Source organism: Pseudomonas sp. TH07 (assembly GCF_016651285.1).
Classification (GTDB): Bacteria; Pseudomonadota; Gammaproteobacteria; order Pseudomonadales; family Pseudomonadaceae; genus Aquipseudomonas.
In genome coordinates this window covers 744,338-767,514 of sequence record NZ_JAEKED010000001.1, presented here as the reverse complement: position 1 = coordinate 767,514, position 23,177 = coordinate 744,338, and the positions used below count along the sequence as shown (strand labels likewise).

Here is a 23,177-nt window from a genome sequence, read left to right as displayed (position 1 = left end):
GAAGCTCTAGTTGAGGGAAAGCTGAAGCATTACGTGGCTCGAATTAAGAATTATTTAACTGTTTCAGCAATCGCCAAAAAGAGATGGATGATTTCTGAAGATCCTATCCGGCGAGAAGATTGATAGTTTCTTAACTAGTACGCGCGCGTATCATTCTTATATGATCCCAATCTGCTTGCAGGCATCAAGAAATGGTTTCTTTAGGAAGTTGCATTCGGCATATGGCCGACTCTGTGTTTGCCGCGCTAGCGTCTTCAGGAAATCAGCTGGATGCCGCCCATCTTCCTGCCATTCATCTAGAATTTGGGTCAACCAGTACTTTCCGTCATTTTCCCCACACAGCTTTGCTTTGTAGCGCTCTTCAATACCATACACGTCTTTCCAAGTATCGATCTCGGCGTTAAGAGCAGGGGGGCCAAATTGCAGTTCGATTTCTGCCGACTTTAAGTTTGCTATATCTGAATGCTGCAAGGTTACTTGCAGATCAATGGTGTAAGGAGTAGTCGTGTATGGGTAAAAAGCGGCGCGGCGCTGAACTGTCCGGGTCGGATCTTTCGGCATGTAGGCAAGGTCTTTGCTGGTTTTGTAGCTGCTGTTGCAGTGATGGCAGGCCGGTACGAGGTTTTTGAAGTTGATAGAGTTGAAGGGGTAAAGCGCCTTGGGCAGATAATGATCATATGCCTCACGCTTGCTGTGGTACTCGCCGAGCAGATCGTTGATTCCGCAGAAAGGACATTTCCCTACTTTGTTTATGGTCATGAAGGATTGATAGTGACTATCAATATCACCGATCTTGGCTCGAAACGCAGCCAGGTCTAAGAGCGATTTCGAGTATAGTTCCTTGAAAAACGCACCGAGTTGGTTGGCAAGGTCCTCGTAGGTCGCGGCGATATCGGCATAACGGGCGAGTTGCACTTTCGGGTCGTTTGCACAAATTTTCTCTAGCTCGTTATTTCCCCGATACCAATCTTTGAATTGATCAATTTGCGCAGCTGATAGCAGTGCGAAAAGCTCATAGATCGCTTTCACGTCTTTGTAAAACGACTTTCCGCGTTCCGCCGCTTTAGCGGAAAAACCGAACTCTGACATGACAGCCTTTAGGTCGGGATTTTTCTCGAACAGATCTGGGTGAAAGACTAGGCCGATTGGCGCTTTGCACCACACATCGAAAAAGATGAAATCAATGAACTCCTGCATTCTATCCATCTGATGTGGCACATGAGTGTAAGGAAACAGCATCAGCGCTGTGCCTCCCCGTCATCTTGCGGCGCACTGTCGAGGATGGCCTTAATCAGCAATACTTTTTCCACTGAGTCACCAAGCTGCTGGTGAACCTCGGTAATTAATGCCTCTCTGTCTTCGTTTCCTCTTTCAAAACGTGTCCGCAATGCATTCAACAAGCCTTCGGCATAGCCTCCAATAGTCTCTCGTTTTCCGAAGGTATTCATAGTGATTTTATTAATGGATGCGCCCAGTGTGTTGTAGTCTGGCTGGCTGATGCTAACAGTGCCGGTTACCTTGTCTTTCTCGAATACGAGCACCTTATCCGGCTTACTGTCCGAGATCAAAAATGGTGTGTGTGTGGTAATCAGCATTTCTTGCGCAGAATCTTCATTCCTCGGTAAACACTGCCGTAGGCGGCTAATAAAATTGGCACGCCAGTCGGGGTTGAAATGAGTTTCTGGCTCATCAAGTAGGAACAGACTATTAGTGTTGCGAAACAGCAGGCACAGGCCAAGACTGTGCAGCAGCTGATGCTCTCCGTCTGACAGCTCCTTCAGCATTAGGGGCTCGGGCACGTCCAGCTTGCTAAAGCGCACAAACTTGAAGCGCATGGCGCGCTGGTCGGAAGCCAGCGTGGGCACGGTTTCGCTCACATAGCGGCTGGTCGACTGGTACAAGTCAGCCTTGAGCGCATCGCTCACGGGGTAAAGATTCAAAGTTAGCAAGACCTGGAAAGCCTGGAAGAGCGCTAAAGGGCTGCCCTCGAAGTTTTCGCGGAAGGCCTCTTTTGTGCCCTCATTCACCCAAAAATCGAGGATCAGAGTATCAGTGACTTCATCCACGTAGCTCAAGGTTGCGCAACGCTTCAGGGCACTCAGCATCAGCGACGACTTCTCGTCTCCCTCCAACAACTGCAAAAGGTTCACGCGGTAACGACTTGCTCCCATGTCGTCCGTTTCGACGCGCAAGGCCGGATTGCTTCGCACGATGTCGTCGAGAGACTGGTGCTGGTTTTGATCTTCGTTGGCAAAGGCAGTGAGTTGCCCCGTCTCCAGGGGGATACTGCGTCGCAGGATAATGCGGAATTCCTTGAGGGCCTCAATACCCACGTCTTCTCGGAAGGGTTGCAACGTTTCCTCATCCTGGAACAGCAGATTGCACAACAAGATGGCCTGGCTAAAGCCATTGTCGAGATACGCAAGACGTGCCTCCGGGTGTCCTGGATAGGTAAGCTGACGAGTCAGCGCATTCCAGTATTCGTCGAACTGCACAAAACGAAGCTTGAAGAAGGGTAGGCTGAGGATTTCGTTCTCTCCCGAGGAGTAACCCAATACGTATTGGGGCAAGAGAATGTCAGCATGCCCACCCTTGAAGGTTTCATAGGTATCAGTGTCGAAATCACCCTGGTTCTCCCACAGAAAGTGCACGGTTTCACCGGCCTCTTTCCAAACGCTCACCTTCGCCCACACCTGCCCATCAGGGCGACGATACTCCGGCGGAATTGGAATCAAATAGTCCAGTTCAAACGCCACGGGGGAAAAATCTAGTGCTTCGTTCTGCAAAACCTCTGGCAAAAATGTGCGGCGCACGCGCAACATTTCCAACTGAAAAAAGATCGCCGCTAGCGCTTCCAGCAGATTGGACTTGCCACTGCCATTCGGCCCGGCGCAGACGAACGGGGCAAATCCTTCGGGCTGGGCTAATTCGTCCCGCACGGCCCATTCCGGGCGGAAGTGATGTTCAAAATCACAGGGCAGGCTGCGGAAGCCTGACGGGTCGGTTATCTTTAGACGCAACAATTTCATGTCAGCGCAGCCTTAAGCTGGATGAGGTTGCGCTCGTCATGGGCAATCTGTGTCAAGGTACCGGCTGCAAGAGCCGAAAATACCCAATTTTTGATATGTTCGTAGAAGTCGGCGCCCAACTCGAAATCGTTGTCCGGGTGCAATTCCGCCAATCGGGTTTGCGCGGCGGCCATGAAGCTTTCCACAGAGAATGCTGCCCCGCCCAATTGGGCGCGATAGGCTTCCAGCCATAATTGCAACAGTGGCTTGAGGTTCTCTCGGTTTTCCAGTGCTGGTAACAACAGATCAGTGTCTGGAAGGTTGATCGCCAGCGCTGCGGACTGCGCTGGAAAATGGGCGCGAGCCATAGCGTCTTCTCCTTCAACGATAGTGGACGGTAGCGGCACACGCGACAAGTCTAGTTCGCCTTTGAAGGCTTGTTGAGTAAGAGAATTAAAGAGAGCTTCCAAGTTAACTACGCTCTCCTTATATAGGGCTTTGATGCTTTCAACTTTGCTTGCTATTGCGGCGAATCGGTCTTGGAGCTCGATGGGCGGATATGGAAACTCAAGTGAATCCAATACCCCAGTATTCATGTGTGTAAATGATCCATCGGCACCGGTTTTCAAACGGCCTACTCGGCCTTTGCAATACAGCATTAGCGAGACAAAGTGCAATGGGCGTAGATTAGCACCAAGGCGAAGGCGAATAAGATTGGTGCTTATGATGGCAGGCTGGCCATTCATGCGAGCTACACACATCTTACCAACGGTACCTGCACGAGAAATTATTACATCGCCTTCCTGTACCGAATATGCCTTGAGGCTTTCGTACTTGTCGTTAGTGATCCACATACGAAAGGGTAGTGTCATTTGGCCGTCTGAAGCGATGTTGTCCATGTTCCAAACAGGCACTCCGGAGTCGACCATTTCATCTTTTTTTAACGCACTTCCAAAAGGACCGCATTTGGTGCCATCTTTCGGATTAATATAAAATTCCGAAAGTGGTTTTATAGGAAATTCGTGAGGGTTAGACACGGGGTCGCCGAATATTTCCAAAAACGTACTCTTGAGTAAATTGTCAAGTAGTTGTAGTTGTAGTTTTCGTTGGTTGATCAAGCCTTCAATCTTGCCGAGTAAATGCGCGACGCGCATTTGATGGTCGAGAGAAAGAAGAGGGATTTCTGAGTCAAGATAATTGTCGAGTTTTAGATTTATTATGCCCGTGGTTTTGTTTTGATACCTAAGTGTTTTTCCTTTTTTATGATTGTTGTGAAGGATATAAAAAAGGTATTCCGGGTATATTTCTTTTTTATTGGGGCGAAGAATGGACGTAAAGTTGTTACACAGGTAGATGTCGTCGTTAGGGCTTTGAAAGAGAACTACTCGCCCAACCGGTTGAGTAGGGCTGCCACCGGACTTCTCAATTATGATGTCCCCTGATAAAAGTCTCTTTTTCTCGATTTTTTTTTGATCTATTTTGCGACGAACCAAGTTGGAGAAATTTATCGCCCCGGAGTTTAGGAAGTTTGCAGCCCGAATGACCACAGCACCCTGCCCGTCAAGGGATTCCTCTCCCCATTCGCCAGAGATTTTGTCTGTAATAACGTCTTTTATCGATACCAGCTTCATCCCACCATTCCCTTCAGCGCCAGCAGCTCGCGCACTATGCCACTTTGAATTTTATCTAGTTCCGCCTCATTAACGTTGCCCACCTCGGCCTGAATTAATCGATCCAAAATCACACCAGGTGCATCGTAGTGAACCTCTTCGGATACGTCCATTTTGTAGCGTGAGAGAGAAAGGTCATAATTATTTTTATCATCCGCAATCTCGTAGCGTGGAACCATGAAGTATTTCGCAGCGCGGTCGTTATCGGTGTCAGTACTGCGGGTTTGGTATTTGGCGCAAATATCTTGTAGATCTCCGTTTCCTTCCTGTTTGCTGCGTTTGTCATCCAGACTGTAGCCATCGGCGGTCATTTCGTAGAACCATACATGTTCGGTCGCTGGATGAGTCACCTTGTCTTTCGGTCCCCATACCTTAGTGAATAGCAGGATGGCGGTGCTTACACCCGCATAGGGCTTAAACACTCCGCTGGGCAGGGCAATGACGGCCTTGAGGTCGCACCGATCAACCAAAGTCTGGCGCAAATCCTTAAAGGCTTTCCCAGAACCGAACAGCACGCCCTGTGGCACGATCACGCAGGCGGTACCTCCTTTTCTTAGTAGGCGATAGATGTTCTCCACAAACAGCAGTTCGGTCTTGGTGGTGGCTAGTTGCAAGGATTCATTGATATCGCCTTTGTCGATGCTACCGGTGAAGGGCGGATTGGCCAGCACAATGTCGTATTCGGCTTCTTGGTTGTAGCTCTTGCTTAGGGTGTCCTTGTAATCGATTTGTGGCTCATCGATTCCGTGCATCATCAGGTTCATTAGCCCCAGGCGTACCATGGTTGCGTCGATGTCGTAACCCCACAGCGAACTGGACAGAATGGCTTGGGCTTTTTCGGTGAGGGCGGCCGCAATTGAAGTACGTACAAAGCCGTCTTCATCGGGCGTGAGATCGGTAGCGCCAGCGTTGATAGCCAGCTGGGTGACGATATATTGATACGCGCCAAGTAGAAAACCGCCGGTTCCGCAGGCTGGGTCGACGATTTTTTGCCCAAGTTGCGGTTGCACTAAATCAGCCATCAGCTTGATGATATGTCGAGGAGTACGGAACTGGCCGTTCTTCCCGGCGGTGGCGATTTCTGAGAGCAGGAATTCGTACACATCACCCTGAATGTCCTGGAACGCTTGGCCTTTTTCTTGCGAGTCCTTTTCCATTACCGCAAAAATTTCGTCGATGGTCTTCACCGCTTCTACTAGCAGGGCAGGCTTGGGAATAATGAAAACGGCATTCTTCATGTGATGGGTGAAATTGGATTCTTCACCATTCAAGTCTTTGAGAAATGGAAATACCTTACTCTGCACATGCTGCAGCATCTCTTCGGCAGGCATGCGCTTGAACTCGCTCCAGCGCAAGATTTGTTTATTGATACCATATTGTCGGTTATCGTTGATGTGAATCTCGACCAGTTCTTGAGCACTTTCGAGTCCGGTGCGCTTGGTTCGATATTCAGGAGGAACCCACATACCGGAAAATTTTGATATGTAAGCTTCACCAATAAATTCTGCATCTGCCTGACGTTTAAGATCCAACTCGTCCAGCCGCTTCATAAAGAGTAGATAAGTTATCTGCTCAATGGCGGTGAGTGGATTGCTGATTCCACCACTCCAAAATTTGTTCCAGAGCTGATCAATCTTGCTTTTGAGGTCGGTGTTGTTCTGAAGCATAGGATGCTCTGTCTATTTTTAGGCAGCAAACTGTTCGGTTAGCTGCAGGATTTCGGTAATTTCGCTAGGGCTGAAAACGCCACGGATGCCTTGCGGGTGGATGACCGTGAAAGGGGCGCTGATGAGGTCTTTCTTCTCTACCTTTTCACGGTCAATAATGAAGTTCTTCAATAGATTCAGAAATTCTAGTTGACGGCCGCTTAGGGTGGTGTGAGCACGAATGAACTGACCAAATGCGGCGCTGACTTCGTCCGGAAAACTCTGAAGCACTTCGATGCCAACGATGTGGCGGATGAACTGGATAAAGCGTGCCTTGCGGTTTTTGTAGACCTGGCGTAATAGCTTCTCGGTTATGTGGGGGTGTTCTTCGTGCAGCAACTCTGCAAGTTGATCAGCTTCGAGCGGGCTAATCCCCTGGCCGTTCTTGATTCTCTGAAGCACCGGGTTGTTCTCGGTGAGTTCGGTAATCAGTGTTTCGACCATTTCGCGGTAGCGGGTGGTGCTGACCGCCTCGTGCTGCGGGCCAAATTCCACCCACTCCTTTTTGTGTAGCTCATCGGCCAGATCAAGATAGGTTTGCTCTTGAACTGTGTTTTGCTCTCGGAATTTCATCAGTGGGCCGAGCTTGGTCACCAGTTCATCTAAAGCATCCTCGTTGACGTTGACCCAGTAGTGCCCGGTTTGCGCGGCGCGTATCAAGGGTTCTTCTTGTTTCACAAAGCTGATAGAAAGGGGGAGTTCGTTGATTTGCTCTACGATGCCCTCCTTGATAGTTTCCGCCTGTGCCTTGTCTTCGTTCAGCACTCCCAGCGAGTATTCGAGTAGGTCTCGCTCGAAACGCATGGCTTTGAAATCGGATTCGGAGACGGTGCGGAACAATGGCTTGATTTCAGTTCGCAGGAATTCGATTTTCTGGTGAGTAAGGCTGACCCAGAAATTTTCTTCATCCAGAATTGCTAGCGAGGCAGCGGCTTCTTTGATGACGACAGATGCTGGGGGGAGCGCAGCGATTTGAGATCGCAGTTTGGTTATTTCACGCTCGGCAGTATCGGTAAGACCGATGTCATTGGACTTCTCGATCTTGTCGAGTCGTAGGCCGACCAACCGAACGGGAAGCGACAGCTGCGGTTTGAGTTCTTTGCCCTTGGGGTTGAGCTTGAAATATTCGAAGTTGTCCCAGCAATCGATAATCAGGAACGTCTCTTTTTCAAGACACCAGGGCTTGGGTTTGCTGGTTTCGAGCAGTCGTGTACCGCGTCCGACCATTTGCCAGAATTTGGTATAGGAGTACACCGGTTTGGCGAACACTAGGTTGACGATTTCGCGCACATCGATGCCCGTATCCAGCATGTCGACGCTGATGGCGATACGTGGCATGTCGTTGTTGGTGAACTGATCTAGCAGGCCTCCCTTGCCATACACGCGCGGGTCGTCCGATACCAGCATCTTGGCCAGCTCGCCGTTGTGTTGCGGATATAGCTTATCGAAAATTTCCTCTATACGCCGGGCGTGCGCCTTGGTGGCGCAGAAGAAAATGGTTTTGCCGGGAAGTACGCCGTTGCTGTCCTTGATGGCTTCTTCCATAAACTCACGGACTATTAACGTGTTGGTGCCCTTGTTAATCACCTGTTTCTCAAGTTGCGAGCCTTCGAAGTTTATTTCTTCAATCTCTTTACCTTGCAGGATCAATTTTTTCTGATCCTCCAGCGAGATGGTACGCTTGCTAATGCCATCCATCTGAAACTTGGTCTGAATTTTCATAACCTGGAAGTTACAGAGATAAGGAGGCAAGTTGTTTATGGCCTCTTCGAAGGTGTAAGCGAAGCTCGGCAGGCCGTCTTCGCAATGGAAAAGCTGGAATGTATTGTGGTCGATGATATCGGTTGGCGTCGCGGTCAAACCCAAGGTGATGCTTTTGAAGTATTCGAGTACTTCTCCAAAGGTGTTGTAGATGGAACGATGGCTCTCATCGATAACAATGAAGTCGAAGAAGTGTGGTGACAGTTGCTGCGCTTCGTCCCGAATGATATTGAGCATCGTAGGATAGGTGGAGATATACACACGACGATCTTTAGCAATGAGCTTTTCGCCTACGTTGGGCCAGCGAGGCTCGTTGGGCATGTGCTCCTTGAAGGCGGCCAGAGCTTGTTCACGCAGAGCAATTCGGTCGACTAAGAACAACACTTTTTCTACATGGCCTGATCGCATCAAAGCATCGACCATCGCAATGCAGGTGCGGGTTTTGCCTGTGCCTGTGGCCATTACCAGTAGGAAGTCGCGTTTCTTCAGCTCGATGCCTTCGAGCACGGAGCGAATCGCCCGAATTTGGTAATCCCGTCCGGCAATCGAAGTGTTTATGAACTCTTGCGTCAGCGGTTTTCGGTTGCGGCGGATATAGGCGAAGCGTTCCAAATCGTCGCGCGTTGGGAAACCGACGACCTTTCGCGGCGGGGCATTTTCAAGATCCCAGAAGTAAATCGAGTGGCCATTGGTGTAGAAGCAAAACGGTAATTCGCCGCCCAACTGCTTTAGGATGTTGTAGCAATACTGTTTTGCCTGCTCACGGCCTATTGCCGCGTCTCGGCTAGTTTTCTTGGCTTCTATTACGGCCAGAGGTTTGCCGTCCTTGCCTAGGAGGACATAGTCACTGAACTGATGGCCCATGTACGGGGCGCTTGGTTCGGTCATACCTACGGGTAAGGCGGTCAAAATGTCGAACTCTTCGACGACCTGGGTAGGATCTTTGACATTCCAACCAGACAAGGCGAGTTGCTGGTCGATGAGCTCCGTTCGTGTCTGTGCCTCAGATTTGGTCATGAGTTACCGTTCTCCCTGTCGGCTAAGGATGCTTGTGGCTCGCTCTGCTGACAGTCCGTTGCGTTGGCAAAGGCAGTGCAGCCTTTTAGCGAGTTTTCCATTGTTCCGCTGCTAAGGCCCCTCAATGACATTAGTTTAGGGGGGGCACACTCACGCGCCCTTTCGTTGGTCATACCTCATTCCCCCCTACCCTCAGGCACGGCTCGCGCGTAATCACCAATCTTCTTCCGATAGCTGCGTTCCCTGAGGCGCCCGATTTTGTACACGAATATGTTCTAGCACCCATCCGATAGGCGAGTTTTTTTACGTCACTCAGATGCGGAGCGACTTTAACGGCGGTGGCAAATGGCTCGGGGTGCATGCATCAAGGCTAAAAGCCCTGCGATCGTCTTAAAATCGCGCGAGTTTAGCAGGATGCCTGTAATGGCGGGCAGTTCCCGTTAACTTGAGGTAATTGAGTAGTAGGGGTCGTCGACACGAAGGTATTGGTGGTCAAGGTGCAGTTTGGCCTTGAGAATTGAAAGTCTTAGATCGTTGCGTTGCAGAATCAGGTCGATGGAATAGTGGCTAACTTGGTGCTGGGTGTGGGTCAAAGTGTGGGTCAAAGATGGTGTATCGCACTGAGCCCGCATTCTACGTGACTTTCAGGTATTAAAAAGCCGGCTTGTGGCCGGCTTCTCGGGGACTGGCTTGGTTCATTTTTGGTAAACCGCACCAGCCTTCAAAACGTACACCCAGCTCTTGCGGCTGGCTGTGGGACTTGGCGAGAAAATCATCCGCTTCGTCGTGCGATCTGACCGCGGAAGGGCCGATGCGCAAATGTGGGGCGCAGCATACGCATATTTGCCGCAAATTCCCAGCGCGAAGGGCCGGCCAGAGGCCTCGAGAGCCAAAATAGTGCAACGGAATTTTACCTGCCCCAGGCACCGGGTTTCTGGCATGCACAAAAAAGCCCCGAATCACCGGGGCTTTTCCTTGCAGCTTACGACTGGAAGCTTAGCGCTGCTTCTCAGCCTTTATAGGCTGCAACCGACTTCATGATCTCGGCACGGGCTGCGTCTGCGTTGCCCCAACCGTCGATCTTCACCCATTTGCCTTTTTCGAGGTCTTTGTAGTTCTCGAAGAAGTGCTTGATCTGTTCCAGCAGCAGTGGCGGCAGGTCGGTGTATTCCTTCACATCGACATACAGCTGGGACAGCTTGTCGTGTGGTACCGCGATGACTTTGGCGTCGCCACCACCGTCGTCGGTCATGTTCAGGATGCCCACCGGACGGGCGCGGATGACCGAGCCTGGGGTCACTGGGTACGGGGTTACGACCAGCACGTCGAGGGGGTCACCGTCGTCGGCCAGGGTGTTGGGGATAAAGCCGTAGTTGGCTGGGTAGAACATCGGGGTTGCCATGAAACGGTCAACGAACAGGCAGTCGCTGTCTTTGTCGATTTCGTACTTGATCGGCGCGTGGTTGGCCGGGATCTCGATCGCGACGTAGATGTCGTTCGGCAGGTCTTTACCAGCCGGAATCTTGCTGTAGCTCATTGGGCGGTGCCCCCGTTAGATGACCAAATGACTTGGCCGGATTGACCAAAAAGTGGCGGCGATTATAGACACACTCCGCTATCGATGCCACGTACCAAGGGTCGTACAACGCTTAGTCGTGTGGCTGATAGACCGGATCTTCGGCCTGAAGTTGCCGCAGCCTGGCGAGCGGATTCTGCCGGTAAAACAGCTGCAACTGTTCATAGACTTTCGGATAGGCCTCGTTGAGCAAATCCGGGGCGCTGAAGAAGTATTCGCTGGTGACGGCAAAAAACTCGGCTGGGTTTTCCGCGGCGTAGGGGTCGATGGCGGTTTCGGCGTCCGGGTTCTGCTCGAGTTGGCGGTCGAGGTCGTCGTAGGCTTCTTGCATCACCTGCGCCCAGTCGCTGACCCGCATATCGCTGTGCAGCGGCGGCAGGCCGTTGGCGTCGCCGTTGAGCATGTCCAGCTTGTGCGCCAGTTCGTGGATCACCAGGTTGTAGGCTTCCCAGCCGCCGCTGGCCAGGACTCCGGGCCAAGCCAGGATGATCGGCCCTTGTTGCCAGGCTTCGCCGCTGTGTTCGCCGTCCCACTCGTGTTCGACACCACTAGCATCGCGATGGCGCTGGGGGCTGAGGAAGTCGTCCGGGTAGAGGACGATTTCATGGAAGCCCTGGTACCAGTTGAGGTCGCCCAGGTGCAGCAATGGCAGTTGGGCCTGGGCCGCCAGCAGCAGGCGCTGTTCCTGATGCAGTTCGACGCCGGGGAGGGCGGTCAGGTGTTTTTCGTCGAGAAACAGCACGCTGGCTTCACGCAGCCATTGGTCTTCGGCCGGGGTGATGCCATCGAGGAAGGGCAAGTGCTGGCGCACCCGCTGCCAGGTGTCATCGGCAATCGGGTGCTTGGCCAGGATGCGCTTGCGGCGCCAGGCACTGAGGGACCACATGCCGGTCAGCGCGGCTCGGCGTTTGACGTCGAGCGGCCAAAGCGGCTGCGGGCCACGCCGATGATCATCGGGACCAGGGACAGGAGAATGATGCCCACCACCAGCAACGACAGGTTTTTCTTGATGAAGGGCACGTTACCGAAGAAATACCCCAGGGTGACCAGGCCGCCTACCCAGAGGATGGTGCCGGCCACGCTGAAGCCGAAGAAGCGCGGGTAAGGCATCCGCGCCACGCCGGCGACGAACGGCGCAAAGGTGCGGATGATTGGCAGGAAGCGCGCCAGAGTCACGGTCTTGCCGCCATGCTTGTCGTAGAAATCGTGGGTCTTTTGCAGGTAATCGCGGCGGAAGATCTTCGAGTTCGGGTTGTTGAACAGGCGTTCGCCCGCTGTTCGGCCGATGACATAGTTGGTGCTGTCGCCGAGGATCGCCGCCAGCATCAGCAGGCCGCCCAGCAGCACCGGGTCCATGCCGCCACCCGCGGCCACGGCGCCGGCAATGAACAGCAGGGAATCACCCGGCAGGAAGGGCATCACCACCAGGCCGGTTTCGCAGAAGATCACCAGGAACAGAATGGCGTAGATCCATGGGCCGTAATTGGTCACCAGCAAGTCGAGGTAGACGTCGAGGTGCAGGATGAGGTCGATCGGGTTGAAATCCATGGAGGCACCTGTGGTAACGGCCCGGCTCGGCGGACCTGTGCAATGACTCGGGGTAAGGTCTTACAGCGAGGGCAGACGTTTCTTACTTGCCGAAAAGGTCAGCATTATAAAGTGTGAACTGTGAAATGCGCGTTGAGATTGTAGCGGGGCGTTTCGAGGGCCAGGCATCGTTTGGCGGCGGGCAGAGGCGGGAAATTCGGTAAATGCCACAGCGGCCCGAAGGCCGCTGTCGAGCGGATCAATCATCGCTGATGGGCAATACGTAGTTCTTGAACTCGGTGTCTTCGCGAAAGCCGATGGACTCGTAGGTTTTCTGCGCCACTTCATTATCGCTGCTGGTGGAAACGCGCATGCGCACGGCGTGGGTTTCCTTGGCCATTTTCTTCGCGGTGCGGATCAGGTTGTCGGCCACCAGTTGGCGCCGAGCGTCTTCAGCGACGTAGATGTCGTTGAGGATCCATACACGCTTGAGGGACAGGGACGAGAAGCTGGGGTACAGCTGACAGAAACCGAGCAGTTTGTTGTCGTCATCGGACAGCGCCAGGTAAATCACCGATTCCTTGCGGCGCAGGCGTTTTTCCAGAAAGGCCCGGGACGAGTCCGGGTAAGGCAGCGCGCCGTAGAATTCGCGGTATTTGACGAACAACGGCGTCAACAGATCCAGGTGTTCCAGGGTTGCTTGAGTAATCCGCATGGTAGGCCTCAACAGCAAGTGGATATGACGGCAAACGGTTCATTACTCGGGGCAGCCGTGTTCGGATGCTGCCTAAAGCTGGAAAAAAGCGCAATCGTCTTGAAAATCACGCTTCGGGTGGGCTCAACAGGAAGTTGCCCTTCATGTTCTCCGGTGTATCCGACTCCAGGGTTTGCACCTGGGCTTCATCCTTGAGGTTGACCCCCGACAACTGCCGCCGGCATGCCTCGCGCATCAGGTACAGCAGGCGGTGGGCGGCCATGCCGTAGCTCAGGCCCTCCAGGCGCACGTTGGAGATGCAGTTGCGGTAGGCGTCGGTCAGCCCGACCTTGGGCTGGTAGGTGAAGTACAGGCCCAGGCTGTCCGGTGAACTCAGGCCCGGGCGCTCGCCGATCAGGATCACCACCATTTTCGCGCCCAGCAGTTGGCCGATTTCATCGGCTACCGCGACCCGGCCCTGTTCCACCAGAATCACCGGCGACAGCGACCAGCCTTCGGCGCTGGTCTGCTCTTCCATTCGCGCCAGGAACGGCAAGGTATGGCGATGCACCGCCAGCGCCGAAAGCCCATCGGCCACCACCACTGCCAGGTCGACTCCGCCGGGGTTGGCGCGGGCGTAATCGCGCAGGGTTTGTGCCGACTCATCACTCAGGCGCCGCCCCAGGTCGGGGCGTTGCAGGTAGCTGTGGCGATCGACGGCTGCGCTGTGCAGCAACAGGCTGTCACGCCCGCGCTCGGCCAACTGGCTGCTGAGCCCGGTATGGTCGAAGGGCAGGTGCACGGCATCGCGAGCCTGGGCGTGGGCGTACTGGAAGTCCAGTTGGGCGCCGGTTGGCATGCTGGTGCCGGTGCGGCCCAGGGCGATGCGGGCCGGGGTCAGGCGGCGCAGTTCCAGCCAGGGGTTCTGGCTGTCGGTGGGGTGCTTGTCCATAAGTGTCTCGCTTATCCCAATTGCGCCAGCGCCTGGCGGAAGGCCGGTGGCAGGTTATTGCCGAAATGCACCTTGCCATCGGCTTGGGTGAAGATTCCGGTGCGCGCCAGCCATTGCTCGAACTCCGGGGCCGGCTTCAGGCCCAGGGTCTGCCGGGCGTAGAGCGCGTCGTGAAAGGAGGTGGTCTGGTAGTTGAGCATGATGTCGTCGGAGCCGGGGATGCCCATGATGAAGTTGATTCCGGCCACGCCCAGCAGGGTCAGCAGGGTGTCCATGTCGTCCTGGTCGGCTTCGGCGTGGTTGGTGTAGCAGATGTCGCAGCCCATGGGCACGCCCAGCAGCTTGCCGCAGAAGTGATCCTCCAGGCCGGCGCGGATGATCTGCTTGCCGTTGTACAGGTATTCCGGCCCGATAAAACCGACCACGGTGTTGACCAGGAACGGCTTGAAATGCCGGGCCACGGCATAGGCGCGGGTTTCGCAGGTCTGCTGGTCGATGCCGAAGTGGGCGTTGGCCGACAGGGCGCTGCCCTGGCCGGTTTCGAAATACATCAGGTTTTGTCCCAGGGTGCCGCGGTTCAGGCTCAAGCCGGCGTCGTAGCCTTCCTGCAACACATTGAGGTTGATGCCGAAACTGGCGTTGGCCGCCTCGGTGCCGGCAATCGACTGGAACACCAGGTCCAGCGGCACGCCCCGGTTGATCGCCTCGATGGAGGTGGTGACGTGGGTCAGGACGCAAGCCTGGGTCGGAATTTCATAACGCTGGATGATGGCGTCGAGCATTTCCAGCATGGCGCAGATCGAGGCGATGCTGTCGGTGGCCGGGTTGATGCCGATCATGGCGTCGCCGTTGCCGTACAGCAGGCCGTCGAGCACGCTGGCGGCGATGCCTGCCGGTTCGTCGGTGGGGTGGTTGGGCTGCAGGCGGGTCGACATCCGCCCGCGCAGCCCTACGGTGTTGCGAAAGCGCGTGACCACACGGATCTTCTGCGCCACCAGCACCAGGTCCTGCACGCGCATGATCTTCGACACCGCGGCAGCCATTTCCGGGGTCAGGCCAGGGGCCAGGGCGCGCAGGCTGGTTTCGTCGGCGGCATCGCTGAGCAGCCAGTCGCGAAAACCACCCACGGTCAGGTGGCTGACCGTGGCGAAGGCCTGTTGGTCGTGGGTGTCGATGATCAGCCGGGTGACTTCATCGGACTCGTAGGGGATCAGCACTTCCTGCAGGAAGTGTTTCAAGGGGATGTCCGCCAGGGTCATCTGCGCGGCGACCCGTTCGCCGTCGTTCAGGGCCGCGACCCCGGCCAGGAAGTCTCCGGAACGCGCCGGGCTGGCCTTGGCCATGACCTCCTTGAGGCTATCGAAGCGATAGGTCTGGGGGCCGACGGTATGGGAAAAACTGGCCATCTCTGTCTCCGTTTCAACGATGAATGTGCGTTGTCGTGGGGGTGGCAGTTGTCAGAATGCCACCTTTTTCGACCGCTGTTCCAGGCGCTTGCCCGTGTACGTACACGCCGGTGTTGCGCGCCGTCCTCAGGCCGTGGCCTTGTGTCCGGCGGGCAGCGGGGCCTCGGGCTCGGCGTCGCCCAGGTATTCGCCTTCGGCGATGATCCCGGCAGCGCGATCCTGGGCTTCCAACTCCAGGGCCTTGGGCACCGATAACCAGTAAGCCAGGCCCACGGCGATGAATCCGGCGCTGATTTTGCCGATCAGCACCGGGAGGATGATGGTCGGTTGGAAGTTGGCGGTGAACGACAGGTGGTCGCCCAGCAGAAAGGCCGCGCACACACCAAAGGCGATGTTGATCACTTTGTCTTTGGGCGGCATGAAGCGCACCAGGCGGAACATGGCCAGGATATTGGCGATGGTCGCCAGCATGCCGGCACTGCCGACGGCGCTCAGGCCAACCTTGCTGCCGAGGTTTTCCAGGGGCTTGCCCAGGTATTTGCGCAACAGGTAGACCATGGGGAAGGCCCCGGCCAGCATGATGCCGATGTAGCCGGCGGTTTCCAGGGCGCGGGTCTGGTCCTCGGCGTCGGCGATGATCGGATGGAAGCCCCAGCCGCCGAATACCAGCGAGAACACCCCGGTGAAGTATTCGACGATGGAAAACACCAGCACCAGCTTGATCGCCGCGTCCATGGCCCGGCCGAAAATGATGAAGCCCTTGATCATCATGTCCGGCAGAAAGCGCAGGCCGACGGCCAGGGCCACGACGAAGATCAGGATCGGCAGCAGGTTGGCAAAAATACTGCCCATGCCCAGGGCCAGTTGGTAACCGGCTTCGCCATTGGTGGTCACCAGGTCGCGCACCAGTGGGTTGCTGAACGCCAGGATCACGCTGGCGATCAGTACGCCGATGGGGATGGTCAGGATCCCGGACATGATTCCCAGCGCCATGTATTTATGGTCGCGCTTGTCGAGCATCGCCAGGCCCATGGGAATCGAGAAGACGATGGTGGCGCCGCCCATGAAACCGGTGATCAGGGCCATCACCAGCGCTTCCTTGCTGGCCGCCAGGGCCGAAGCCAACTGATAGCCGCCCATGTCCGAGGCGATGATCATGGTTGCCGCCAGCGCCGGGTCGGCGCCCAGGGAGTTGAAGAATGGACCGAAAACGCTTTCGATCACCACCGTGAGGTAGGGGATGGAGGCCATGATCCCGGCGGCCGGTACGAAGATGTACCCGGTGGCGTGGATGCCCTCCATGAATTCTTTGCCCAGTCCTCGGTCGCTGTCGTAAATCGCGGCGAATGCCCCGAGCACGGCGCAGAGCATGATGAGGTAGAGCACGTAGTTGCCGATCTGATCCATTAGGTTGTTCCTTGTTCTTATTGTTCTTTAAAAGCCGCGTGGACTTTCAGCACGACAGCCCGATGCGAGGCCAATCGGGAATTTTTGACAGCAGCATCCCTCTCGGCCAGTCGTGGACGCCGAAACGGATGGAGGATGGAGGGGCGCTTCAGGCCCGCGCGGGCCGGAACCCCCGGCGACCTGGGTCGCCGGGGGCGTGGATCAGAAGAAGCCCAGCGGGTTGATGTCGTAGCTCACCAGCAGGTTTTTGGTCTGCTGGTAGTGATCGAGCATCATCTTGTGGGTTTCACGACCGACACCGGATTTCTTGTAACCGCCAAACGCGGCGTGCGCCGGGTACAGGTGGTAGCAGTTGGTCCAGACGCGACCGGCCTTGATCGCCCGGCCCATGCGGTAGGCGCGGTTGATGTCGCGGGTCCAGAGGCCGGCGCCGAGGCCGAACTCGGTGTCGTTGGCAATCGCCAGGGCTTCTGCTTCGTCCTTGAAGGTGGTGATGCTCACCACCGGGCCGAAGATTTCTTCCTGGAACACGCGCATATCGTTGGTGCCCTTGAGCAGGGTCGGCTGGATGTAATAGCCGGTTGCCAGGTCGCCGGTGAGTTTTTCTACCTTGCCGCCGGTGAGCAGTTGCGCGCCTTCCTGCTTGGCGATTTCCAGGTAGGACAGGATTTTGTCGAATTGTTGCTCGGAGGCCTGGGCGCCGACCATGGTGTCGGTGTCCAGCGGGTCGCCGCGCTTGATCTGCTCGACCTTCTTCATCACCACTTTCATGAAGTCGTCGTAGATCGACTCTTCCACCAGGGCCCGGGATGGGCAGGTGCAGACTTCGCCCTGGTTGAAGAACGCCAGCACCAGGCCTTCAGCGGCCTTTTCAATGAACTGCGGCTCGGCCTTCATGATGTCGGCGAAGAAGATGTTCGGCGATTTGCCGCCCAGTTCCACGGTGGACGGGATGATGTTCTCGGCGGCGCATTTCATGATGTGCGAGCCCACCGGAGTGGAACCGGTGAAGGCGATCTTGGCGATGCGCTTGCTGGTGGCCAGGGCTTCGCCCGCTTCCTTGCCGAAACCGTGTACCACGTTGAGCACGCCTGGCGGCAGCAGGTCGCCGATCAGCTCCATCAGCACGCTGATGCCCAGCGGGGTTTGCTCGGCGGGCTTGAGCACCACGCAGTTGCCGGCGGCTAGGGCTGGGGCGAGTTTCCAGGCGGCCATCAGCAGCGGGAAGTTCCACGGGATGATCTGCCCGACCACGCCCAGGGGTTCATGGAAGTGGTAGGCGGCGGTGTGCTCGTTGATTTCGGCGCTGGTGCCTTCCTGGGCGCGAATGCAGCCCGCGAAGTAGCGGAAGTGGTCGGCGGCCAATGGAATGTCGGCGTTGAGGGTTTCACGCACGGCCTTGCCGTTGTCCCAGGTTTCGGTGATGGCCAGCAGTTCGAGGTTCTGTTCGATGCGGTCGGCGATTTTCAGCAGGACCAGGGAGCGGTCCTGGGCCGAGGTCTTGCCCCAGGCGTCGGCGGCAGCGTGGGCAGCGTCCAGGGCCTTGTCGATGTCTTTGGCGGTGGAGCGCGGGAATTCGGCGATGGCCTTGCCGTTGACTGGCGAAGTATTGGTGAAGTAGTTGCCATCGACCGGAGCGACAAACTCACCGCCGATGTAGTTGCCGTACTTGGCCTTGAACGAAACGATAGCGCCTTCAGTACCGGGGTGTGCGTAACGCATGGTGGGTATCTCCTGGCTTTTGTGCTTATAGGGGAGGACGCGCTGTTGCGCTTGTTAAGCCTAGAGCAAAGGTCGGGCCAGCGTGTTGCAGGCCCGCAGAATCAAGGGTTTTGTAGTGTTTCGACAGGCACTTGGCGGCGGGCTGTGACAGATATGGCACAGCGGTGAGTGACAGTTTGTCACCTGTATGGCACAACCTGTGACTCATCAGTCGAGTCGGCATTGCAATGAATCCGTCGCAGGAGGATGCTGGTTTGCTTGTGAAATTCACCCGTCCCGTCTGTCGCTGCTGCCTGGTTGCGAACGGGTCCAGGGGCTTTCAGCCATCTTGCGGCAGCGGCTAGAGGTGGTTCCGTCTGAGCGTGACAGCGCAGCAGGAGAATAATAAGAAATGCATAGCAGTAATCATCTGACCCGGCACGCCCAGCAAGTGCTGACCGTTACCCAGGGCAAGGCCCGCTTGCAGGGCCCGGGCAGCGACCCGTCGATCGCCCGCTCGTGGCTGCGTTGCCTTGAGGATTACCACCTCGACCCGGCCCAGGCCATGGCGCCGACCGTGCTCGAGCAGGGGCGGGTCCTGGAAAGTCGCGAGCGCCTGCAGCAAGTGCTGCAGATCGCCGGCAGCGAGATGGCCAGCCTGCATCAGCAATTGTCCGGTGCCGGCCATGCGGTGCTGTTGACCGATGCGCGCGGGGTGATCCTCAACTGCATTACCGCGCCCACCGAGCGCAAAATCTTCGAGCGCGCCGGCCTGTGGCTGGGCGCCGACTGGAGCGAAGCCTGCGAAGGCACCAACGGTATCGGCACCTGCCTGGTGGAGCGTCAGGCGCTGACCATCCATCAGGATGAGCACTTTCGCGGGCGGCACACGGGCCTGACCTGTTCCGCCAGCCCGGTGTTCGACCCTCATGGCGAGCTGCTGGCAGTGCTCGATGTATCGTCGGCACGCCAGGATGTCTCGCGGCAAAGCCAATTCCACACCATGGCCCTGGTCAACCTTTCGGCGAAGATGATCGAGAGCTGCTATTTCCTGCGTTATTTCGACAACCAGTGGTTGCTGCGTTTTCATTTGCAGGCCGAGTCCGTGGGACTGTTCAGCGAAGGGTTGCTAGCGTTCGACGGTGATGGGCGGATCAGTGCGGTGAATCAGAGCGCGTTGAACCTGTTGGGGCATGTTCGTGGCGGTTTGCTGGGGAAACCGGTGGAGTCGTTCTTCGATTGTTCGCTCGATGAGTTGCTGAGCCGGGCCAGCGTCAATGCCAGCGCCAGTTGGCCATTGCGCAGCCGTGATGGGCGCAACCTGTTCGCCCTGCTGCGTGGCCAGCCGCGCACGGTGCCGCAGCCGGTGGTGAAGCCGGCCCCTGTGCTCGAACGCCCGCGGCTGCCGGGCATATGCCTGGGCGATGCGGCGCTGCAGAACGATTTTCGCAAGGCCCTGAGGGTTTTCGAGCGCGATGTGCCCTTGCTGATCAACGGCGAAACCGGCTCCGGCAAAGAGGCCTTCGCCAAGGCCGTGCACCACGCCAGCCAGCGTGCGGAAAAAGCCTTTGTCGCGCTCAATTGCGCGGCGATTCCGGAAAGCCTGATCGAGAGCGAGCTGTTCGGCTATCGCGGTGGCAGCTTTACCGGCGCCCGCAAGGAAGGCATGCGCGGCAAGTTGCAACAGGCCGATGGCGGCACGCTGTTTCTCGATGAGATCGGCGACATGCCCCTGGCCATGCAGACTCGCCTGTTAAGAGTGCTGGAAGACCGGATGGTGGTGCCCATTGGCGGCGAGCCCCAGGCGGTGAACGTGCGGATCATCAGTGCCACCCACCGCGACCTGCTGGAGCGGGTGCACAACGGCAGTTTTCGCGAGGACTTGTACTACCGCCTCAATGGCCTGGAAATCGGCTTGCCGGCGTTGCGCCAGCGCAGTGACAAATCCCAGTTGCTGGACTTTCTCCTGGCTGAAGAGGCCGGTGAACAGGCGGTGCTGCTGGATGCGGCGGCGCGCCAGTCGTTGCTGGACTTTCATTGGCCGGGCAACGTGCGCCAGTTGCGCAATGTGCTGCGGACACTGGCGGCGCTTTGCGAGGATGGGCGGATCGTCCTCGAAGATCTGCCGGCAGTTATCCGTCACAGCCGTCCGGCCCCCGTGGTGGCCACGGTCGAGGATATTTCGCAGCACCCGCTGGATGATGCCGAGCGCCTAGCGCTGCTCAACGTCCTGGAGCAACAGCGCTGGCACATGACCCACACTGCCGAGCAATTGGGCGTCAGCCGCAACACCCTGTATAGAAAGCTGCGCAAACATGGCATCGCCCGCTAGCACCCCGTAGGGGATACCTCGGGGAGGACAAGCGGCTACAGCGAAGGCCATAAGCTGCGGCGTTCGATCTGCTCGGCAGCTAAAGAGTGCGAATTGCAGCCCTCTACGCTAACCTGCCGCGATGTTTACGAGGTCGACTATGCACATTCATATTCTCGGTATTTGCGGCACTTTCATGGGTTCAATGGCGGTTCTGGCCAAGGAGTTGGGCCATCGTGTGACCGGTTCCGATGCCAACGTCTATCCACCCATGAGCACCCAGCTCGAGGCCCAGGGCATCGAGTTGACCCAGGGTTACGACCCGGCGCAGCTCGACCCGGCGCCAGACCTGGTGGTCATCGGCAATGCCATGTCCCGCGGTAACCCGGCAGTGGAATATGTGCTGAACAAAGGCCTGCCCTACGTCTCCGGCCCGCAATGGCTGGCCGAGCATGTCCTGCGAGGTCGCTGGGTACTGGCGGTCGCCGGCACCCATGGCAAAACCACCACCAGCAGCATGCTGGCCTGGGTGCTGGAGCACGCGGGCATGAGCCCGGGTTTTCTGATTGGCGGTGTGCCGCAGAATTTCGCAGTCTCGGCCCGTTTGGGTGACACACCCTTTTTCGTGATCGAGGCCGATGAGTACGACAGCGCCTTCTTCGACAAACGCTCCAAGTTCGTCCACTACGGCCCGCGCACCGCGATCCTCAATAACCTTGAGTTCGATCATGCGGACATCTTCCCCGATCTGCCGGCCATCGAGCGGCAGTTCCATCACCTGGTGCGCACCATTCCCAGCGAAGGTCTGGTGATCCATCCGACCACCGAGCCGGCCTTGCAGCGAGTGATCGACATGGGCTGCTGGACCCCGGTGCAGACCACCGGCGCGGGTGGCCAATGGCAAGCCAGGCTTCTCAGCGAAGACGGCTCGCGCTTCGAAGTGCTGTTTGAAGGTGTGGTTCAAGGCGTGGTCGAGTGGGACATGACTGGCCAACACAACGTCGCCAATGCCTTGGCCACCCTGGCAGCGGCGCGTCATGTGGGCGTGGTGCCGTCCATGGGCATCGACGGGTTGAGTGCGTTCAAAAGCGTCAAGCGGCGCATGGAAAAGGTCGCCGAAGTACAGGGCGTGACCATTTACGACGACTTCGCCCACCATCCGACGGCCATCGCCACCACCTTGGACGGCCTGCGCAAACGCATTGGTGATGCTCCGCTGATCGCCATCATCGAACCGCGCTCCAATTCGATGAAGTTGGGGGCCCACCGTGATGGCCTGCCGGAAAGCGTCAATCAGGCCGACCAGGTGATCTGGTATGCCCCCGCCAATCTCGGCTGGGACCTGGGCGCGACCGCCGCGCTGTGCTCGGTGCCGGCCATTGTCAGTGACTCGCTGGAAGGCATCATCGAGCGCGTGAAGAGCCAGGCCAAACCCGGTACTCACGTGGTGATCATGAGCAACGGCGGTTTTGGCGGCCTGCACGGCAAACTGGCTGAGGCCCTGCAATGAACAACGGTCCGGAACGCATCACCCTGGCCATGACGGGCGCCTCGGGCGCCCAGTACGGCTTGCGCCTGCTCGATTGCCTGGTCCGTGAGGATCGGGAAGTGCACTTTCTGATCTCCAAGGCCGCGCAATTGGTCATGGCCACCGAAACCGACGTCTCCCTGCCGCCCAAGACGCAGATGATGCAAGCCTTCCTCACCGAGTACACCGGTGCGGCGGCGGGGCAGATCCGGGTCTATGGGAAGGAAGACTGGATGTCGCCCGTGGCCTCGGGCTCCGGCTCGCCGGCGGCGATGGTGGTGGTGCCGTGCTCGACCGGAACCCTGTCGGCCATTGCCACGGGTGCCTGCAACAACCTGATCGAGCGTGCGGCCGATGTCACGCTCAAGGAGCGTCGCCAGTTGATTCTGGTGCCGCGCGAGGCGCCGTACTCGAGTATTCATCTGGAGAACATGCTCAAACTGTCGAACATGGGCGTGACCATTCTGCCGGCGTCGCCGGGCTTTTATCACCAGCCGCAGACCATCGATGACCTGGTGGATTTTGTGGTGGCGCGGATTCTCAACCTGCTGAACATTCCCCAGGACATGCTGCCGCGCTGGGGCGAGCACCATTTGAGCAGTGATGAGTAGGGCGTTGCTGGTGGCGTTGATCGCCCTGCAACTGGGTGGTTGCGCCACCGCGCGCACCCTCAATGCCGCCCAGCCGGGAGCGCCGGTGGTGTACTCGGGAACCCGCCTGGATTTGTATGCGATGCAGGGTGGCTGTTGCGCCATGGACCGTTTTGGGGCCGAGGCGCCGAGCTATCCCGGTGTCGACCTGCCCGCCAGCGCTGTGCTCGACACGCTGCTGTTGCCGTTGTCGGTCCTGACGGTGTTGGGTGTGGGGTTCCAGGCTACCGGCGGGCTGTAGCGGCGCTTGCTGGAGTGCCGCG

General features: G+C 57.0%; 17 protein-coding genes. 4 read left to right on the top strand and 13 right to left on the bottom strand.

Annotation, left to right across the window (positions count from 1 at the left end):
• Positions 1-156: 156 nt before the first annotated feature.
• From JFU57_RS03680 to exaC, 13 genes are all read right to left on the bottom strand, one after another.
• A complete protein-coding gene (locus tag JFU57_RS03680; RefSeq protein WP_242487426.1) occupies positions 157-1,239 on the bottom strand; it encodes an HNH endonuclease in 1,083 nt (360 codons plus the stop codon).
• Complete coding sequence (locus JFU57_RS03675; RefSeq protein ID WP_201128184.1) at positions 1,239-3,029, bottom strand: restriction system-associated AAA family ATPase; 1,791 nt, start codon at positions 3,027-3,029, stop codon at positions 1,239-1,241. Before JFU57_RS03675 ends, JFU57_RS03680 begins: the two co-directional genes overlap by 1 nt.
• A complete protein-coding gene (locus JFU57_RS03670; RefSeq protein WP_201128182.1) occupies positions 3,026-4,639 on the bottom strand; it encodes a restriction endonuclease subunit S in 1,614 nt (537 codons plus the stop codon). Before JFU57_RS03670 ends, JFU57_RS03675 begins: the two co-directional genes overlap by 4 nt.
• Entirely contained in the window at positions 4,636-6,345 is a 1,710-nt protein-coding gene (locus JFU57_RS03665) for a type I restriction-modification system subunit M (protein WP_201128180.1), read from the bottom strand. The genes JFU57_RS03670 and JFU57_RS03665 overlap by 4 nt, the downstream gene beginning before the upstream one ends.
• Before the next feature lie 18 nt (positions 6,346-6,363).
• A complete protein-coding gene (locus tag JFU57_RS03660) occupies positions 6,364-9,162 on the bottom strand; it encodes a type I restriction endonuclease subunit R (protein WP_201128178.1) in 2,799 nt (932 codons plus the stop codon).
• A 1,009-nt stretch (positions 9,163-10,171) separates the two neighbouring features.
• Positions 10,172-10,699: an inorganic diphosphatase gene (gene ppa / locus JFU57_RS03655; protein WP_003176323.1), complete on the bottom strand. Its 528-nt coding sequence runs from the start codon at positions 10,697-10,699 to the stop codon at positions 10,172-10,174.
• Between the two features lie 112 nt (positions 10,700-10,811).
• Positions 10,812-11,624, bottom strand: a complete 813-nt coding sequence (locus JFU57_RS03650) for a M90 family metallopeptidase (protein WP_020295255.1) — start codon at positions 11,622-11,624, stop codon at positions 10,812-10,814.
• 5 nt (positions 11,625-11,629) lie between these two features.
• Positions 11,630-12,286 (bottom strand): DedA family protein, encoded by a 657-nt coding sequence (locus JFU57_RS03645; RefSeq protein ID WP_020295256.1) that lies wholly within the window; start codon positions 12,284-12,286, stop codon positions 11,630-11,632.
• Positions 12,287-12,524: 238 nt separating this feature from the next.
• Positions 12,525-12,980, bottom strand: a complete 456-nt coding sequence (locus JFU57_RS03640; RefSeq protein ID WP_020295257.1) for a GNAT family N-acetyltransferase — start codon at positions 12,978-12,980, stop codon at positions 12,525-12,527.
• A 106-nt stretch (positions 12,981-13,086) separates the two neighbouring features.
• Positions 13,087-13,911 (bottom strand): ethanolamine ammonia-lyase subunit EutC, encoded by an 825-nt coding sequence (gene eutC, locus JFU57_RS03635; RefSeq protein WP_201128176.1) that lies wholly within the window; start codon positions 13,909-13,911, stop codon positions 13,087-13,089.
• A gap of 11 nt (positions 13,912-13,922) precedes the next feature.
• The gene (locus JFU57_RS03630; RefSeq protein WP_020295259.1) at positions 13,923-15,317 is read right to left on the bottom strand and encodes an ethanolamine ammonia-lyase subunit EutB; all 1,395 of its coding nucleotides are present in this window, start codon (positions 15,315-15,317) and stop codon (positions 13,923-13,925) included.
• 126 nt (positions 15,318-15,443) lie between these two features.
• Positions 15,444-16,724: an ethanolamine utilization protein EutH gene (gene eutH, locus JFU57_RS03625; protein WP_078471633.1), complete on the bottom strand. Its 1,281-nt coding sequence runs from the start codon at positions 16,722-16,724 to the stop codon at positions 15,444-15,446.
• Between the two features lie 201 nt (positions 16,725-16,925).
• Positions 16,926-18,446, bottom strand: a complete 1,521-nt coding sequence (exaC, locus tag JFU57_RS03620; protein ID WP_020295261.1) for an acetaldehyde dehydrogenase ExaC — start codon at positions 18,444-18,446, stop codon at positions 16,926-16,928.
• A gap of 391 nt (positions 18,447-18,837) precedes the next feature.
• Between exaC and JFU57_RS03615 the strand changes: the two genes are divergently transcribed.
• The 4 genes from JFU57_RS03615 (at position 18,838) to JFU57_RS03600 (ending at position 23,155) form a co-directional block, all read left to right on the top strand.
• Positions 18,838-20,757: a sigma-54-dependent Fis family transcriptional regulator gene (locus JFU57_RS03615; RefSeq protein WP_201128174.1), complete on the top strand. Its 1,920-nt coding sequence runs from the start codon at positions 18,838-18,840 to the stop codon at positions 20,755-20,757.
• 139 nt (positions 20,758-20,896) lie between these two features.
• The gene (gene mpl / locus JFU57_RS03610; protein WP_078471635.1) at positions 20,897-22,246 is read left to right on the top strand and encodes a UDP-N-acetylmuramate:L-alanyl-gamma-D-glutamyl-meso-diaminopimelate ligase; all 1,350 of its coding nucleotides are present in this window, start codon (positions 20,897-20,899) and stop codon (positions 22,244-22,246) included.
• Positions 22,243-22,875 (top strand): flavin prenyltransferase UbiX, encoded by a 633-nt coding sequence (ubiX, locus tag JFU57_RS03605; RefSeq protein WP_020295264.1) that lies wholly within the window; start codon positions 22,243-22,245, stop codon positions 22,873-22,875. The genes mpl and ubiX overlap by 4 nt, the downstream gene beginning before the upstream one ends.
• On the top strand, positions 22,868-23,155 hold the full coding sequence (locus JFU57_RS03600; RefSeq protein WP_078471636.1) for a YceK/YidQ family lipoprotein: 288 nt from the start codon (positions 22,868-22,870) through the stop codon (positions 23,153-23,155). Before ubiX ends, JFU57_RS03600 begins: the two co-directional genes overlap by 8 nt.
• The last annotated feature ends 22 nt before the right edge of the window (positions 23,156-23,177 follow it).